Raw genomic sequence first — 15,986 nt, 5'->3', positions numbered from 1 at the left:
GTTGGGCTGAGACCGGTCGACTGCGGCTCGCCGGGTCTCGGAGCCCTCCCCGGCACCCCTGCCTCGGAGGAACCTATGACCCCGCCCACCGGCCCGGCGTTCTCGCGTCGCGCCGTCGTCACCGCCAGCGCCGCGACCGGCGCCGCCCTCGCCCTCACCTCGGGTGCGTCCGCCTCTGCCGCGTCCAGCACCGGCCCGAGCCTTGCTGCCGCGCGCGCCGGCACGCTGGGGCTGCTGACCGACCCGTTCCTGCAGCTCCCCACGAGCGACGGCGTCTGCGTCGTCTGGATGACCGAGTACGCCGGCGCGCGGCACACGCTCCTCGTGGGCTCGGCGGTCGCGAGCCTGACCGACGCCCAGCTGGTCGCGGCCGCCACCGGCACCGCGGTGAGCGGTGTGCGCGCCTTCCCCGCGACGTCCTCCCGCCTGTCCCGTGTCGTCGAGGACGCCAACTCGCAGGTGCCGGTCAAGCCGGCGACCATGACCCCGCGCGAGGTGCACCGCCACGAGGCGAAGGCCAGCGGGCTGACCGGGCGCACGGCGTACCGCGTCGTCAGCACCGACGGCAGCTCGTTCGTCGCCTCCGGCACCTTCGAGCTCGCCCCGGCGGCCAAGCGCGGCCAGGGCCAGACGATCCTGCTCACCAGCGACCACCAGGCGATGGTCAACACCCCCGCCAACCTCGAGATGGCCGCCAAGACCATCGGCACCATCGACGCCGTCTTCCTGGCCGGCGACCTCGTCAACGTGCCCGACCGCGCGTCGGAGTGGTTCGACGACACCCGCGGCAGCGGCTTCTTCCCGTGCCTGCAGGGCCGCGGCGGGCGCACGTCGACCGGCGGCCGGGTCTACGCCGGCGGCCCCATCGTGCAGTCCGCGGTGCTCTACCCCGCGATCGGCAACCACGAGGTGCAGGGCCGCGTCGACGGCCTCACCGCGCTCGACCTCAACAACCCCGTGCCGCGCGAGATCGCCGAGCGCCGCTACGCCCAGGTCGCGGCGACGGTGAACCCCACCGGCGACGCCGCCCGCAAGGCGCAGTGGATCGAGGACAACTCCTTCAGCACCACGACCTACGAGGAGATCTTCTCGCTGCCGACCGACTCCCCCGGCGGCAAGCGCTACTACGCCACGACCGTCGGCGACGTGCGCCTGGTCAGCCTGTTCTCGACCCGCATCTGGCGCAGCGCGACCGCGACCGCCGACCCGACGCTGCGCACCGCGAAGACCCGCTACCAGGAGGCCCTCGCCGACCTCGGCGACCCGATGAAGCAGGGCTACGGCGAGTTCCACTTCGAGGAGCTCGGGGTGGGGAGCGAGCAGTACGAGTGGCTCGCCCAGGAGGTCGCGAGCGAGGCGTTCCAGAGCGCCCCGATCAAGGTCGTCATCCTCCACGAGGGCCCGCAGGGCCTGGGTGACAACGTCATGCCGGTCTTCGCGCAGCCCGAGCGGATCGAGACCCGCGACTCCTCGGGCGCGCTGACCTCGGTGCGCTACGAGTACCACCCCGAGGACAACGTGCTCCTCCACGACGTGCAGCCGCTGCTCGAGCAGGCCGGCACCGACCTGGTGCTCAACGGTCACAGCCACCTGTGGAACCGGTTCCGCTCCGAGAGCGGCACCCACTGGCTCGAGACGTCCAACACCGGCAACACCTACGGCGCCTACGACGGGCTGTCCAACCGCACCCGTCCGCTGCCGCCCGCGCCGTGGAACTCCGACAACTACCTCTCGCTCGGCAACCCCGGCGGGCTCGACGCGATCCTGCCGTCGGTCAAGCCGTTCCTGAACCCCGACGGCGAGCCGCTGCCCTTCGTGCAGAGCAACGACCTGTGCGTCTTCACCGCCCTCGACACCGCGGCGCGCACCGTCACCAGCTGGGTCTACGACGTCAAGCAGCCCGACAACGCACCCGTCGTCTTCGACCGGTTCACCGTCGGGCGCGGCTCGACGGCGATCACCGCGACCGCCACGCTCACCGAGACCGGCGGGGTCCGCATCGTCGGCACCGTCGCCGGCGCGACCAGCGGCCTCGGCTCGCTCGACGGCACGCTCGTCGTCCGCCTCGGTCGCGACGAGCTGCGCCGCACGGCCGTCACCGCCGGCGCATTCACGACCACGCTGCCCGCCGGCACCCTCGACGTCGGCGCCCACACGCTGACGCTCGAGATGCCCCGCACGAGGACCTACCTCGCCGCTCGGGCGAGCCTCGCGGTCAGCGTGGCGAAACCCTCGACCGGCACCGGCACCACGACGCCGACGCAGCCCTCGACCCCCATCGCCCTCGCCGCGGCCGTCGTGACCGCCAAGGCCGGTCGGGTCGGCCCGGCCCGGGTGCGGCTGTCGATCCAGGTCGGCGTGCCCGGTCGCGGCGACGCGTCCGGCACCGTCGAGGTGCGCGGCGCCGACGGGACCGTGCTCCGACGCGGCGCGCTGCGCCGCGGACGCCTGCGGACCGCCGTACGCCGGCGCGACCTGACGCCGGGTCGCACCACCCTGCGGGTCTCCTACACCGGCGACGCCACCACCGCCCCCGCCGTCGGCACCGTCACCTTCCGGGTGCCGCGCCGCTGACCCCGCCCGCTGGTTGAGGAAGGACGAAGTCCTCTCTCGAAACCACTCCCACCGAGGAGAGTGGTTTCGAGACGGTCGCCAGCGCGACCTCCTCAACCACCGGTCGTCAGAACTCGACCTTCGGAGCGACCTGCTGGCCTTCGGGGGCGTCGTAGAACTCGCGGCGGTGCACGTTGGCGATGCCGGAGAAGAACATCCACGGGATCGTCGCGACGAGCTTGTTGAGGGTGGCGACGGCGTCGTTGTAGTACTGCCGGGCGAAGGCGATCTGGTTCTCCGTCTCGGCGAGCTGGCCCTGCAGCTGCAGGAAGTTCTGACTGGCCTTGAGCTCGGGGTAGTTCTCGGCGACGGCGTTGACGCGCACGAGCGCCTGCTGGAGCGCCGCGTCGGCGGCCGCCTTGGCCGGGACATCGTCGCCCGCGGCGGCGGCCTGCACCCCGGCGCGCGCCGCGGTGACCTGCTCGAAGACCTCGCGCTCGTGGGTGGCGTAGCCCTTGACGGTCTCGACGAGGTTGGGGATCAGCTCGGCGCGGCGGGTGAGCTGCACGTCGATGCCGCCCAGCGCCTCCTGCGCCTCGATGTCACGGGTGCGGAGCTTGTTGAAGCCGACGACCGCGAAGCCGGCGAGGGCCACGATCACGACGATCACGACGAGGGCGATCAGCATCTTGAGGACTTCTCTCTGGTCGGGGTGCTGCGGATCAGTGTGCGGGACCGGGGGCGGGTGGGGCGAGGGCGCTCACCACGAGCCGCCGCCTCCGCCGCCGCCACCACCGCCCCCGGAGAACCCGCCGCCCGAGGACGACGAGGAGCTCTGGGTGGCGTTGTAGGAGGAGATGGCGGAACCGACGGCCGAGTCGAAGCTGTCGACCACGGAGTCGACGTACGAGCCGGCGCTCGCGCCGTAGGCCGCGGGGAGGTACGACGGCGCGGGGGGCTCGGCGCCGGTCTCGACGCGGTACTTGCGGGCCCAGGTGTCGGCGCAGCCGAACGCGACGGCCCAGGGGACGTAGGCGGTGTAGAGCTCCTGACGGCCTGAGAAGTCGAAACGGTCCTCGCTCGACTCGGTCGACAGCACCCGCTTGAAGCCGCCGACCTGCGACCACAGCTGCCGCCCCTGGGGCGTGCGCCGGGTCGAGGCGCCGGTCGAGATGAGCGAGAGCCCGGCGACCGCGAAGCCCCCGGGGATCAGGCCGGCGATGCTGAGACCACCGGGCGAGAAGACGAGGCACACGACCATCAGGGCGAACCCGCCGAGCACCAGCAGCCCGCCGCCGCAGCCTGCGCCGGTCCGAGCGAGGTTGCCCGAGGAGGTGCCCCACTCCTCGACGCTCTTCTCGAACCGCTTGACCTCCTCGCCGAGCCGCTCCCCCGCGGTGACGCTCTTGCGCTGCGCGGTGAACGACGTGCCCGGACCGCTGAGCAGGCTGGCCAGGCCCCGGGTCTCCGAGTCGAGCCCCGACCAGCCCTCCGGGCCGGCCTTGTCGGTGATCGTCCAGTCGTCACCGTCGCGGGTGAGGGTGATGGCGCCCCGCTCGGCGGCGTACATCATCGTCGCGACCCAGGTCGTGCGGTCGACGTCCTCGTCCATCACGTAGACCGCCTGCGCGGGGCCGATGCCCGGCGGTGGGGCGTACTGCAGCCCGAACCCCGGCGGCCGCTCGCGCGATCGGGCCCCGAGCAGCGCCCCGAGCCCGGTGGCCAGGGCCGCGAGGGCCAGCACCACGAGCAGGAGCGGCACGTCGGTGCCGAGCACGCTGTCCCAGCGCGGCGACCACGGCACCGTGAACGACGGCTCCGGGACCGGCATCGCCAGGGCCGTGGCGACGGTGACCGGGGTGCGGGGCTCGATCGGACCGGTCGTCACGGTGAGCTCGGTGGTGCCGCCACCCTGCACCTGGCAGCCACTGCTGGCCTCGTCGCCGACCGCGCAGGCGACGTCGGCCTGGGCGGGCACGGGGAGGTGGACGGTGAGGGTCGCCTGCCCGATGCGCTGCTGCCAGCCGCGCGGAACGAGCTGCCAGTAGAACATCGACGCCGCTGCGTCAGGCGACGTGGAGGTGACGCTCGGGTCGTTGGTGTCGACGGCGTTGGAGACGCTGTAGTCGATGACGTAGGTGTGCGCGCCCGTGCTCAGGGTCGTGTCGGCGTCGCCGATCTGCGCGACGACGAATTTGCGGCCGTCCAACTCGTTGACGTCGAAGGGCTCCGCGGCGCCGTCGCGGGTGACCCGCGTGACGTACGGCGTGCGCCGCACGTGCGGGTCGCGGGGGTCCGTGCGGTCCCAGTAGCGGAAGATGCCGTGCTTGCCCGGGTTCGGGAAGTCGACCGTCAGGGTCTCCACCACGTGGAGCGTGCCGTCGGCGTCGAGCGTGAAGTCGGCGAGGTAGCTCGTGATCGTGGTGTCCTCGTCGGCCTCGTCGCCGCCCTCCGTGCCGCCGTACCCGACGGCGGGGAAGCAGAGCAGCGCCACCACGACGAGCAGGCCGAGGACTGTCCAGGCGACCCGCTTCACAGGCGGCAACCCTAGGGCTGATCGCGGGCGTGCGTCTGCAGTTCGACCAGGTCAGGTGTCCCGCCCTCCGCCGCGACGTCGGATACCCGCTCGCGCGGTGTCGGTGGGTCCTGACACCCTGCTGAGGTGACGACGGCGTCCCCCTCCCCCTCCCCTGCCTCGTCCGGGCTCACCGGCTTCTGGCACGACCTGCCGCGCGAGGGCCGGCTGATGCTCTCGATCGTCGTGCTGGAGTTCCTCGGCACCGGGCTGGTCCTGCCCTTCAACGTCGTCTACCTCCACGAGGTCCGCGGCTTCGCGCTCGGCGACGTCGGTCTCCTGCTCGGGCTGCCGCCGCTGATGGGGCTGCTCGTCGTCGGTCCCGGAGGCCTGGCGATCGATCGTGTCGGCGCCCGCCGGATCCAGCTGGGCGTGCTCTCTCTGCTGGTCGTCGGCAACGCGCTGCTCGCCTTCGCCACGACGGAGCTGGTGGCCGGGCTGGCGCTGGTGCTCACCGGGATCGCGTTCGGGATGTCGTGGCCCGCGTGGCAGAGCCTGGTCGCCTCGGTGATCCCGACCCACCTGCGCCAGCGCTACTTCGGGGTCAACTTCACGCTGCTCAACCTCGGCATCGGGATCGGTGGCGTCGTCGGCGGGCTGTTCGTCGACGTCGCCGACCTGGCGACGTTCCAGGCGGTCTACCTGGTCGACGCAGCCAGCTACCTCCCCGCGCTGCTGCTCCTGCTCGGCCCGCTGCGCCACGTCGCCGGCCGCGTGGTGCACGAGGCCGGCGAGGCGACGGGCCAGGTGAGCTACCTCGCCGTCCTGCGCAGCCCGGCGATGGCGAGCCTGACCGTGCTCAGCTTCGTCTCCTCCTTCGTCGGCTACTCCCAGCTCAACGCCGGGATGCCGGCGTTCGCCCGCCAGGTCGGCGAGGTCTCGACGCGGGGGCTCGGCTTCGCCTTCGCCGCCAACACCGCCGTGATCGTGGTGCTGCAGCTGGTCGTCCTCCAGCGCATCGAGGGCCGACGCCGCACCCGGGTCATCGCGGTGATGGGGGTGATCTGGGCGTTCGCCTGGGTGGCCCTCGGCTTCGCCGGGGTCATCCCTGGCACCCTCGGGGCGACGCTCCTGGTCGCCGCCTGCGCGTCGGTCTTCGCCCTGGGCGAGACGCTGCTGCAGCCGACGATCCCTGCCTTGGTCAACGACCTCGCCCCCGACCACCTTCGCGGCCGGTTCAACGCCGTCAGCTCCGCGGCGTTCCAGGGCGCGGCGGTGATCGCGCCGCCCACCTCGGGTTTCCTCATCGGCCACGCCCTCGGCTCGGTCTACATCGGACTGCTCATCGTCGGCTGCCTGGTCTGCGGGGCGCTCGCCGTCGCGCGTCTCGAGCCGCAGCTGAGCCCGGAGGTCAACGGCGTCCGTGTCCCCGATTCGGAGCCGGCCGCGCACTGAGCCCAGTGTCGGAATCCCAGCATCTGCTGGGATCCCTGACGTTCTGGGGTGTTGCAACACCCCAGAACGTTGGCATTCCCAGCAGATGCTGGGATTCCGCGCACCACCGCCCCGGTCGCGACGGGTCGCGACCGGGGCGGCGGGGGTGAGGAGAGCTCAGCGACGGCGCAGGAGCCAGACGAGCAGGGCCACGAGCCCGAGACCGCCCAGCGCCTCCTTCCAGTAGCCCTTGATCAGCACCGGCAGCACGGTCGCCCCCAGGTCCAGGGCGTCGTCCTGCTGCGGAGCCGGACCCGCCGAGGAGTACGACGGCGCCGAGCTGATCGGCGTCGACGCGGCGTGCCGGGGCGCGGCGGGGGCTGGGTCGGCCGCCTCCGGCTCCGGGGCCGCGACGGCCTGCGGACCGGCCGAGGCCGGCGGCACGGCCTCCTCGGGGCTGTCGCTGCCCGGCGCGGCGGTGGCCGCGGCCGACGCCGCGTGCGCGCCGCCTGCCCCGGCCGCCCCGGTCGCCCCGGTCGCGTCGGCCCCACCCGTGCCGTCGAGCCGCTGCTCGAGGCAGGTGACGAACTGCCCGAGCAGCTTGTCGGAGACGTCCTGCATGACCCCGCGCCCGAACTGCGCCGGCTTGCCGGTGATGGCCAGGTCGGTGACCACCTCGACGTCGGTGCCGCCACCGGCACCCTCGGTCATGGTGAGCCGCACCTTGGCCCCGGCCGTGCCGTTGCCCCGCTTGTCCTTGCCCTTCGCGTCGACGACGAAGCGGTGGGCCGCCTCGTCCTTCTCCACGAAGGTGCCCGAGCCGTTGTAGACCAGGGCGATCGGACCGAGCTTGACCTTCACCGTGCCGCTGAAGGTGTCGCCCTCCGCCGAGGTGACCTGGGCGCCGGGGAAGCACTGCGCGACGGACGCGATGTCCTGGAAGTGCTCCCACGTCGAGGCGACGTCGGTGGGCACGGTGAACCGGTGGGTGAGATCCATGCTGACGCCGTACCCCCTCTCAGGCCCCGGCCGCGGCGAGCACGGCCCGCCGGGTCAGCACGCCGGCGAGGTGGCGGCGGTAGTCGGCGTCGCCGTTGAGGTCCGAGGGCGGGTTGGTGCCCTCCGCGGCGCCGGACGCGGCCTCGCGCACCGCCTCGTCGGTCGCCGGCTGGCCGGCGAGCGCCGCCTCGACGCCGCGGGCGCGCAGCGGGGTCGAGCCCATGTTGGTGAGCCCGACGCGGGCCTCCTCGATGGTGCCGCCTGAGGTGCGTACGGCGGCCGCGACGGCCACGATCGGCCACTGGTGAGCGACGCGCACGAACTTCTCGTAGTGCGCGCCCCAGCCCGTGTGCTTGGGCACCCGGATCTCGGTGAGGATCTCGTCCTCGCCGATCGCGGTCTCGAACAGGTCGACGAAGAAGTCGTCGGCCGCGACCGTGCGGGTGCCGCCGGGACCGGCGATGACGAACTCCGCCCCGAGCGCCAGGGCCGGGGCACCCATGTCGCCGGCGGGGTCGGCGTGCGCGAGCGCGCCGCCGAAGGTGCCGCGGTGACGGATCTGGGCGTCGGCGAGGTGCTGGACGGCCTTGTGGATGAGCAGCGCGTGCTCCTCCACGAGCGGGTCGCTGGCGACCACGGAGTGCTGGGTCATCGCGCCGATGACGAGCACGTCGCCCTCCTCGCGGACCCCGCGCAGCGACTCGATGCGGCCGAGGTCGATGACGACCTCGGGCGCGTTGAGCCGCATCCGCAGCACCGGCAGCAGGCTCTGCCCGCCGGCGAGGATCTTCGCGTCGTCGCCGTGCTCGCCGAGCGCGGCGACGGCCTCCTCGACCGAGGTCGGTGCGAGGTAGTCGAACTGGGCGGGGATCACAGCGTGTCTCCTTCCCCGGTCGCGCCGGGCGCTTGGTTGGGGACTCCGTCGTCGAAGTGCGGCATCGCCGCCCCCTCGGTCGGCGCAGCGCCGGCACCGGCGGCGCCGTTGATGGCCTTCCACACCCGCTCGGGCGTGCACGGCATCTGCACGTCGGCCACGCCGAGGTGGCGCACCGCGTCGACGACGGCGTTGACGACGGCCGGGGTCGAGGCGATGGTGCCGGCCTCGCCGACGCCCTTGGTGCCCAGCGAGTTGGTGGTGGCCGGGGTGGAGGTGTGGTCGACGTCGAAGCTGATCGTGTCGGCCGCGGTCGGCAGCAGGTAGTCGACGAACGACCCGGACACCAGCGTGCCGGAGTCGTCGTAGACCGCCTCCTCCCACAGCGCCTGGGCGATGCCCTGCACGAGCCCGCCGTGCACCTGGCCGGAGACGATGAGCGGGTTGATGACGGTGCCGATGTCGTCGACGCAGGCGTACTTGCGCATCTTCACGCCGCCGGTCTCGGTGTCGACCTCCATCGCGCACAGGTGGGTGCCGTGCGGGTAGTTGAAGTTGACCGGGTCGTACGTCGCGTCGGAGTCGAGCGAGGGCTCCATGCCGTCGGGCAGGTCGTGGGCGGTGAAGACCGCGGTGGCGATCTCGCCGATCGCGACGCCCTGGTCGGTGCCGCGCACCGAGAAGCGCCCCGAGCTGAACTCGATGTCGTCCACCGACGCCTCGAGCATGTGCGCCGCGACCGGCTTGGCCTTCTCGACCACCTTGTCGGCCGCGCGCACGAGCGCCTCGCCGCCGACGACCAGCGAGCGCGAGCCGTAGGTGTCGAGCCCCTTGGCCGCGACCTGGGTGTCGCCGTGCAGCACCTCGACGTCCTCGAAGGCCACGCCGAGCCGGTCGGCGACGATCTGGCTGAACGCCGTCTCGTGGCCCTGGCCGTGTGCGGAGGCTCCGGTGATGACCTCGACCTTGCCGGTGGCCAGCATCCGCACGCTCGCGTGCTCCCAGCCGCCGGCGCCGTAGTCGAGGCTGCCGAGCACCCGCGAGGGCGCCAGGCCGCACATCTCGGTGAACGTCGAGACGCCGATGCCGAGCTGCACCCGGTCACCGGACTCGCGCCGCCGCTTCTGCTCCGCGCGCAGCTCGTCGTAGCCGAACATCTCGCGGGCCTTGGCGGTCGCGGCCTCGTAGTTGCCCGAGTCGTACTCCAGCCCCGCCACCGTGGTGAACGGGAACTCCTCGTGCTTGATCCAGTTCTGCTCGCGCACCTCGAGCGGGTCGCGCCCGAGCTCGGCGGCGAGCTCGTCCATCATCCGCTCGATCGCGAACGTCGCCTCGGGGCGCCCGGCGCCGCGGTAGGCGTCGGTCCAGGTCTTGTTGGTCAGCACCGTCTGGCAGGAGAAGCGGTAGGTCGGGAACTTGTAGATCGCGTTGAACATGAACGCACCGAGCACCGGCACCCCGCCGCCCACGATCGCGACGTACGCGCCGAGGTCGGCGAGCAGGTCGACCTTGAAGCCCGTGACCGTGCCGTCCTTGTCGGCCGACAGCGTCAGCTTCTGCCACTGGTCGCGGCCGTGGTGGGCCGACATGAGCGACTCGCTGCGGGTCTCGGTGTACTTCACCGGCTTGCCCAGACGCCGACCGACGGCCCAGGTGATCCACTCCTCGGGCGCGGCCTGCAGCTTGCCGCCGAAGCCGCCGCCCACGTCGGGGGCGATCACGCGGATCTTGGACTCCGGCACCCCGGTCGTCGCCGCCAGCGCGAAGCGCAGGATGTGCGGGATCTGGGTGGCCGACCACATCGTCAGCTGCTCGCCGGTGGGGTCGACGACGACCGAGCGGGGCTCCATGAACGCCGGGATGAGGCGCTGCTGACGGAACTCGCGCTCGATGACGACGCCGTCGGTGCGCGCCTTGGCGATCGCCTCCTCCACGTCGCCGCCGGTGCCGGCCTCCTTGGAGTCGAAGACCCACAGCGCCGACTTGTTGGTGCCGAGGTCGGGGTGGGCCAGCGGGGCGCCGTCCTCGACCGCCGCGCGCAGGTCGAGCGCGGCCGGCAGCTCGTCGTACTCCACGTCGACGAGCTCGGCCGCGTCACGCGCCTCGGCCTGGCTGCGGGCGATGACGACGGCGACGATCTCGCCGGCGAAGGCGACCCGGTCGGCCGGCATCGGCGAGTGCACGGGGGTGACCTGGTCGGGGGTGATCGGCCAGGCGTTGATGCAGACGCCGAGCTCCTCGCCGAAGTCGGCGCCGGTCAGCACGTCGACGACGTTGGGGGCGTCCTTGGCCGCGCTGACGTCGATCGAGGTGATCTCGGCGTGCGCGAAGGGGCTGCGGACCATCGCGAGGTGCAGCATCCCGGGCAGCGTGAGGTTGTCGGTCCAGCGCGTGCGACCGGTGATGAGGCGCTGGTCCTCCTTGCGGCGGCGGTCCTTGCCGATCTCGGCGGTGGGCCGCTCCTGGGTGGCGGTCATACGTGAGCTCCCGTCTCCTGGGGCTCGCTCGCCTCGACGTCGGCCGGGGTGGCGGCGGAGACGCCGGTCGAGCCGCCGTGCTCCGCGGCGTACTGCACGGCCTTGACGATGTTGTGGTAGCCCGTGCAGCGGCACAGGTTGCCCTCGAGCCCGAGGCGGATCTCCTCCTCGGTCGGCGACGGGTTCTCCTTGAGCAGGTCGACGCTCTGCATGATCATCCCGGGCGTGCAGTAGCCGCACTGCAGGCCGTGGCACTCGCGGAACGCCTCCTGCACCGGGTGCAGCTGGCCGTCCTGCGCGAGGCCCTCGATCGTCGTGACCTCGCTGCCCTCGGCCTGCACCGCGAGCACGTTGCACGACTTCACGCTGGTGCCGTCGAGGTGGACGGTGCACGCACCGCAGTTGCTGGTGTCGCAGCCGACGACCGTGCCGGTCTTGCCGAGCTTCTCGCGCAGGTACTGCACGAGCAGCATGCGGGGTTCGACGTCGTCGACGACCTTCCGTCCGTCGACGGTGAGGCTGATCCGCGTCATGGGCGCTCCCTTGCGTGTGACGGTGTGGTGCGGGTCACGGTAGGTGCGCCGGGTTGGTCCTAGGTTGTCGTCGAGGTCAGTGCGTCGAGGACCCGTCGACACGTGTCGGAGGAGCCCCCTGCCGCGGGCACGTCCCGCCCGATCCGTACGACGCCACCGGGGTGCCGGCGTACGCCACGACGCAGGTCGAGCGCGTCGCGCACGAGGGTCTCGAGCAGGTCGGAGGCCGCCCCGGGCCGGGCGTCGACGAGCACGTCGGCGCCGCCCAGGTCGAGCGCGCGGGCGGCGAGCAGGTGGACGTCGGTCTCGTCGTCGGTGCCGCCCTGGTGGGCCCAGCCGGTCACCCGGGCCCGGCGCACGAGCGACACCGTCTTCTCGGCGGCACCGAGGTCGGGGTCGACCGCGAGCACCGCCGCCCCGCGCCGCGACAGCGCCACCGCCAGCTCGCGGCCCAGCCCGTCCCCGGCGCCGGTGACGACCGCGAGGGCGTAGCGCAGCTCCACCGTCGCGAGGCTACCGAGGGTGTTCTGGCCCGGACGTGGCACCGCCCGGTCGCGCTGGGAGGTGCGCGACCGGGCGGGTCTCGGGGGTGGAGAGGGGATCAGCGGATGCGGACCTTGACCACGGTGGTGGCGGCGGTGCTCGTGGCGGTGGCGGAGACCGTCACCGCGAGCTTGTGCTTCCCGCGCTTCAGGCCCTTGGCGACGAGCTTGACCTTGCCGCCGGCCCCCACCACACCGGTGGCGACGACCTTGGACCCGTCCCGGACGACGACCTGGGCGCCGGCTGGAGCGTTGACGGTGGCGAGCGTGAGCGTGGCCTTCCTGCCCGTGACCTTCGCCGAGCCCGACACGGTCGCGGTCTTCACCGCGCCGGTCCCGGTGCCGGTGCCCGTGCCGGTCCCGGTGCCGGTGCCGGTGCCGGTGCCGCTCTGGCTGGCCGGGGTGACGACGTACGACCCTTCGAAGGCGGTGCGGTTGCCGGCGGCGTCGAGGGCGTAGCCCTTGACCGACCGGGTGCCTGCCTGCGCGGTGTCCAGCAGGCCGCTGGCCACGCCGTCCGTGAGCACGCACTCGGCGACACCCGAGGTCGCGTCGGCGCAGGACGGGGCGACGGAGACCCGGGTGCCCTGGACGACGGAGGCGGGCAGGGCGGGCGCCGTGATGGACGGAGCGACGGTGTCGACCTTGACGGTGACGGTCGCGGTGCCGGTCTGGCCCAGGACGTCGACGGTCGAGCCGGTCACGGGCGTGGTGCCCTCGCGCCGGACCAGGATGTTGGCGCTGCTGCCCTTGGCGGTCATGGCGCCCTCGCCGGCGTAGCCGATCGACGTGGTGTCGATCGTCGCCTTGGCGTCGGTGGGGGTGGCGCGGGCGGTGACGCTCGCCGGCGTGCGGTACCACCCGTTGCTGCCGTTGGGCGCCAGTGCGTCGAAGGTGACGACGGGTCGGTCCCCGGTGGCCACGACGTGGACGGTCCGGGTGGTCGTTGCGGTGTTGCCGGCGTTGTCCGTCGCCCTGACGTAGACCGTCTTGTCACCGGGGGTGCGGGTGTCGATCAGGACGCCTTCGGCGCTGCCGCCGTGCAGGTCTCCGCCGGTGACGCACTCCGCCACCCCGGAGGTCGCCTCGTCGCACCGCAGGGTGAACGCGACCTGGTCGCCGACGCGGGCCACCGTCGTGCCTCCCACGACGTTCAGGGTCGGGATCGGCGCGGTGGTGTCGACGGAGAGCACCCGAGAGCCCTGCGCGACGTTGCCCTCCCGGTCGTGGATCTCCCAGGAGACCGTGCTGGCACCGTCCGCGTCGAGCACGACCGACGCGGCACCGATGCCGTCGACGCCGAGGCTGCGCTCGACGGCGCCGCTCACGGTGATGCTGGAGGCCTCGGCGTCGATGCCGCTCAGGTCGCGCGACGAGATCTTCACGGTGGGGTGGGTCCTGTACCACCCGTTGCTGCCGTCGACGTCGGGCACCTTGACCGTCACGACCGGCGGGGCGGTGTCGACGACCTCGGCGTGGGCCGGTGCTGCGGTCAGCGGCAGGGCGAGCGCGGTCAGCCCCAGGGTCAGAGGTGCGAGCGCCGCGACGGTGCGGCGAGGGGCGGTGGACATGGGGTTCTCCCGTGGTCTGCGTCAGGTGGACGCCGCGACGCTAGGGAGCCCGCCGTCCTGTCCCCCACGGACGACGGTCCTGACCTGCGGGTGCGATGACCCGCCTTCAGCGCTGCGCGACCGCGAGGCGTCCCTTGAGCAGCGGGACCGCGGGGTGCGGGCGGCCGCCGATCCGCTCCAGGGAGGCGAGGCAGACCTCGAGCACCTCGGAGTCGTACGGCGCGAGCTCGCTGTAGCGCACCACCGCGTCGGGCTGGGGCGAGGCGAGCAGCGCCTCGCGCAGGGCGACGGCGACGTACTCCGCGAGCTCGTTGAGCGCGGGCGAGTTGGTGCCCGGCAGCAGGTCGCCGCCGTAGGCGTCGACGGCCGCGCCCACCTCACCGCGACGCAGCAGCGCGAGGACGTGCTCCACGTCGGTCTCGACCGGCATGAGGAGGCGGTAGGGCCGCGAGCCGAGCTGGCCGCCGAGGGCGTGGCGCAGGTGGGACACCTCGGCCTTCAGCGTGGAGAACGTGATCGCCTGGTCGCCGTAGACCATCGCGTGCAGCTGCTCCAGCGAGAGGCCGCCGGGGTGCAGCGCGAGGAGGGCGAGCACCTCGGTCTGGCGGCGGTTGAGCAGCAGCCGCTGCCCGTCGAGCCAGGTCTCGGCGGTGCCGAGCAGGGTCATGACCAGCCCCGGGGTGCGGGTCTCCTCGACGAGGGCCGAGGGGTGGTGGGCCGAGCGCGGCATCGCGGACTCGATGAGGCGCGCCATGACGCGGGCGGTCGCGAGGCCGATGGGGTGGGTGCGGTCCCAGGTGGTCGAGAGGTCGATGACGCCGAGCTTGGCGCCGGTCACGGGGTCGTGCACGGGTGCGGCCCAGCAGACCCAGTTGTGCACGATCGCGGCGTAGTGCTCGGCGCTGAAGACCATCGCCGGCTGCTCGAGCCGGTTGGCGAGGTCGAGCGCGTTGGTGCCGACCGACTCGTCGTCCCAGCGGCCGCCCGCGACGAAGTTGACCGTCTCGGCCTTGCGCCGCATCACTCGTCCGCCGTAGGTCCAGAGGATCCGGGTGTCGGCGTCGGTGACGGCGATGACGAGGTCGCCGTCGAGGGCGGTCTCGCGCAGCTCCGACTCGACCCGCTCGACGGCGGTCTGCAGGGGCGAGTCGCGCCAGATGGAAGCGATCTCGGACTCGTCGACGAGCGGCGCCTCCTTCACGTCGGCGGTCACCGCCGCCTCGCTGCGCGTCCAGCTCGACAGGATCTCCGGGCGCACGACGTCCTCGACGGCGTCGCCGTGCTCGACGAAACTGGTCCAGGCCTTGACGGTGTCCTGCCGCTTCGCGCTGAGCTGCATCCGGGCCACGGCCCGAGCCTAACCCGGTCCAGGTGACCCGGGTCACACCCGCGGGGTCAGGCCATCCGTCGGCGCAGGAACCGGATCGTCTGGTCCATGGAATCCTGCCAGCGCGCGTAGAAGGCGTGGTCCTCCCCCGGCCACCAGCGCAGCCGGGCGTCGACCCCGGCGCGGCGCATCAGCCGCTGGGTGGTGCGCGCCCACTCCGGCGGGCAGGTGCCGTCGACGGTGCCGTGGTGGGCGAGCACCGGCTCGGTGATGCGGTCGAAGTACGCGCGGGCCGACAGGTCGCGGTAGGCCTGCGGAGCGCGGGCCGGGGTGCCGAACCGGTCGTAGAGAGCGTCCACCGCCTCGGGCCGTCCCGGACGGGTGAACTGCTCGACGTTGTCGAGGAAGCGCGAGCTCACCGACGCGTAGATCACCGCGGCCCGCACCAGGCCGGGCTGGGTGACCAGGGCGTTCATCGTGACCCCGCCACCCATCGAGCGGCCGAGCATCGCGACGCGGGACCCGTCGACGTACGGCAGGGACCGCAGCGCGGCCACGGCGTTGATCGCGTCACGCGTGTAGCCCAGCCGCGTCTCGCGCTCGAGCGGGCGCACCGGGTCGGAGGCAGCGTGGCCGCGGTAGTCGGTGTGCAGCACGACGAACCCCGCGCGGGCCAGCGCGTCCTGCTCGCGGGCCAGCCCTTGGCCGGTGACGTAGACCGACGGCTCGATGTAGCCGTGGTTGAGCACCACCGCCGGGAACGGCCCCCTCCCCCGCGGGCGCAGCAGCACCCCGGACACGGTGAGGTCGTCGCTGCGGTAGGTCACCTGCTCTCGCGTGTAGTCGTCGGTCTCGACCTCGGTGCGCAGCACCCGCACCCGACCTCCGTCCGGGGGCTGACGCATCAGCGCCGGGAGCGACAGCGGGTCGCGCACCTCCGGCAGCGGTGTCTCGGTCGGGGTGGGCGCGGGTGTCGCCGACGGCGCCGCCGAGGTCGCCGTGGGCGATCCGCTCGGCGTGCGTACGGCGTCCGGCGAGTCCGCGTCGCCGGTGCACCCGACCAGCGCCACCGCCGGCACCGCCCCGAGCAGCGCGCGGCGTCCGACCTCTCTCACCTCGTCAGTCTCCGCCACCGGTGCAAGGGCCGATGGTTCCAGCCGG

Annotated in this window: 12 protein-coding genes; 2 read left to right on the top strand and 10 right to left on the bottom strand. The window is 73.0% G+C overall.

What is annotated here, in order from left to right:
* Positions 1–75: 75 nt before the first annotated feature.
* On the top strand, positions 76–2,574 hold the full coding sequence (locus tag GRQ65_RS12660) for a metallophosphoesterase family protein (RefSeq protein WP_202388027.1): 2,499 nt from the start codon (positions 76–78) through the stop codon (positions 2,572–2,574).
* Positions 2,575–2,680: 106 nt separating this feature from the next.
* On the opposite strand, the gene GRQ65_RS12655 is transcribed toward GRQ65_RS12660, so the two are convergent.
* Both GRQ65_RS12655 and GRQ65_RS12650 read right to left on the bottom strand, forming a co-directional pair.
* Positions 2,681–3,241, bottom strand: a complete 561-nt coding sequence (locus GRQ65_RS12655; RefSeq protein WP_160878339.1) for a LemA family protein — start codon at positions 3,239–3,241, stop codon at positions 2,681–2,683.
* Between the two features lie 72 nt (positions 3,242–3,313).
* Entirely contained in the window at positions 3,314–5,089 is a 1,776-nt protein-coding gene (locus tag GRQ65_RS12650; protein ID WP_160878338.1) for a DUF2207 family protein, read from the bottom strand.
* A gap of 126 nt (positions 5,090–5,215) precedes the next feature.
* Here GRQ65_RS12650 and GRQ65_RS12645 point away from each other — a divergent pair, with 126 nt between their 5' ends.
* Positions 5,216–6,523, top strand: coding sequence for an MFS transporter (locus GRQ65_RS12645; RefSeq protein WP_202388026.1), 1,308 nt, complete (start codon positions 5,216–5,218; stop codon positions 6,521–6,523).
* A 156-nt stretch (positions 6,524–6,679) separates the two neighbouring features.
* Here the strand turns inward: GRQ65_RS12645 and GRQ65_RS12640 are convergent, their stop codons facing one another.
* The 8 genes from GRQ65_RS12640 to GRQ65_RS12605 form a co-directional block, all read right to left on the bottom strand.
* Entirely contained in the window at positions 6,680–7,501 is an 822-nt protein-coding gene (locus GRQ65_RS12640) for an SRPBCC family protein (RefSeq protein WP_160878337.1), read from the bottom strand.
* A 19-nt stretch (positions 7,502–7,520) separates the two neighbouring features.
* Positions 7,521–8,375: an FAD binding domain-containing protein gene (locus GRQ65_RS23440; RefSeq protein WP_160878336.1), complete on the bottom strand. Its 855-nt coding sequence runs from the start codon at positions 8,373–8,375 to the stop codon at positions 7,521–7,523.
* A complete protein-coding gene (locus tag GRQ65_RS12630) occupies positions 8,372–10,852 on the bottom strand; it encodes a xanthine dehydrogenase family protein molybdopterin-binding subunit (RefSeq protein ID WP_160878335.1) in 2,481 nt (826 codons plus the stop codon). Before GRQ65_RS12630 ends, GRQ65_RS23440 begins: the two co-directional genes overlap by 4 nt.
* The gene (locus tag GRQ65_RS12625; protein WP_160878334.1) at positions 10,849–11,385 is read right to left on the bottom strand and encodes a (2Fe-2S)-binding protein; all 537 of its coding nucleotides are present in this window, start codon (positions 11,383–11,385) and stop codon (positions 10,849–10,851) included. The genes GRQ65_RS12630 and GRQ65_RS12625 overlap by 4 nt, the downstream gene beginning before the upstream one ends.
* 59 nt (positions 11,386–11,444) lie before the next feature.
* The gene (locus GRQ65_RS12620) at positions 11,445–11,888 is read right to left on the bottom strand and encodes an SDR family NAD(P)-dependent oxidoreductase (protein WP_160878333.1); all 444 of its coding nucleotides are present in this window, start codon (positions 11,886–11,888) and stop codon (positions 11,445–11,447) included.
* Positions 11,889–11,986: 98 nt separating this feature from the next.
* Positions 11,987–13,498 (bottom strand): hypothetical protein, encoded by a 1,512-nt coding sequence (locus tag GRQ65_RS12615; protein ID WP_160878332.1) that lies wholly within the window; start codon positions 13,496–13,498, stop codon positions 11,987–11,989.
* Positions 13,499–13,604: 106 nt separating this feature from the next.
* On the bottom strand, positions 13,605–14,837 hold the full coding sequence (locus GRQ65_RS12610) for a sigma-54-dependent transcriptional regulator family protein (protein WP_160878480.1): 1,233 nt from the start codon (positions 14,835–14,837) through the stop codon (positions 13,605–13,607).
* A gap of 56 nt (positions 14,838–14,893) precedes the next feature.
* Positions 14,894–15,940, bottom strand: a complete 1,047-nt coding sequence (locus tag GRQ65_RS12605) for an alpha/beta fold hydrolase (protein ID WP_160878331.1) — start codon at positions 15,938–15,940, stop codon at positions 14,894–14,896.
* Between the last annotated feature and the right edge of the window lie 46 nt (positions 15,941–15,986).

Origin of the sequence: Nocardioides flavescens (genome assembly GCF_009823805.1) — a bacterium.
Taxonomy (GTDB): domain Bacteria; phylum Actinomycetota; class Actinomycetes; order Propionibacteriales; family Nocardioidaceae; genus Nocardioides; species Nocardioides flavescens.
The sequence above is the reverse complement of the archived record's forward strand: the minus strand, read 5'-3'. Positions and strand labels throughout refer to the sequence as shown.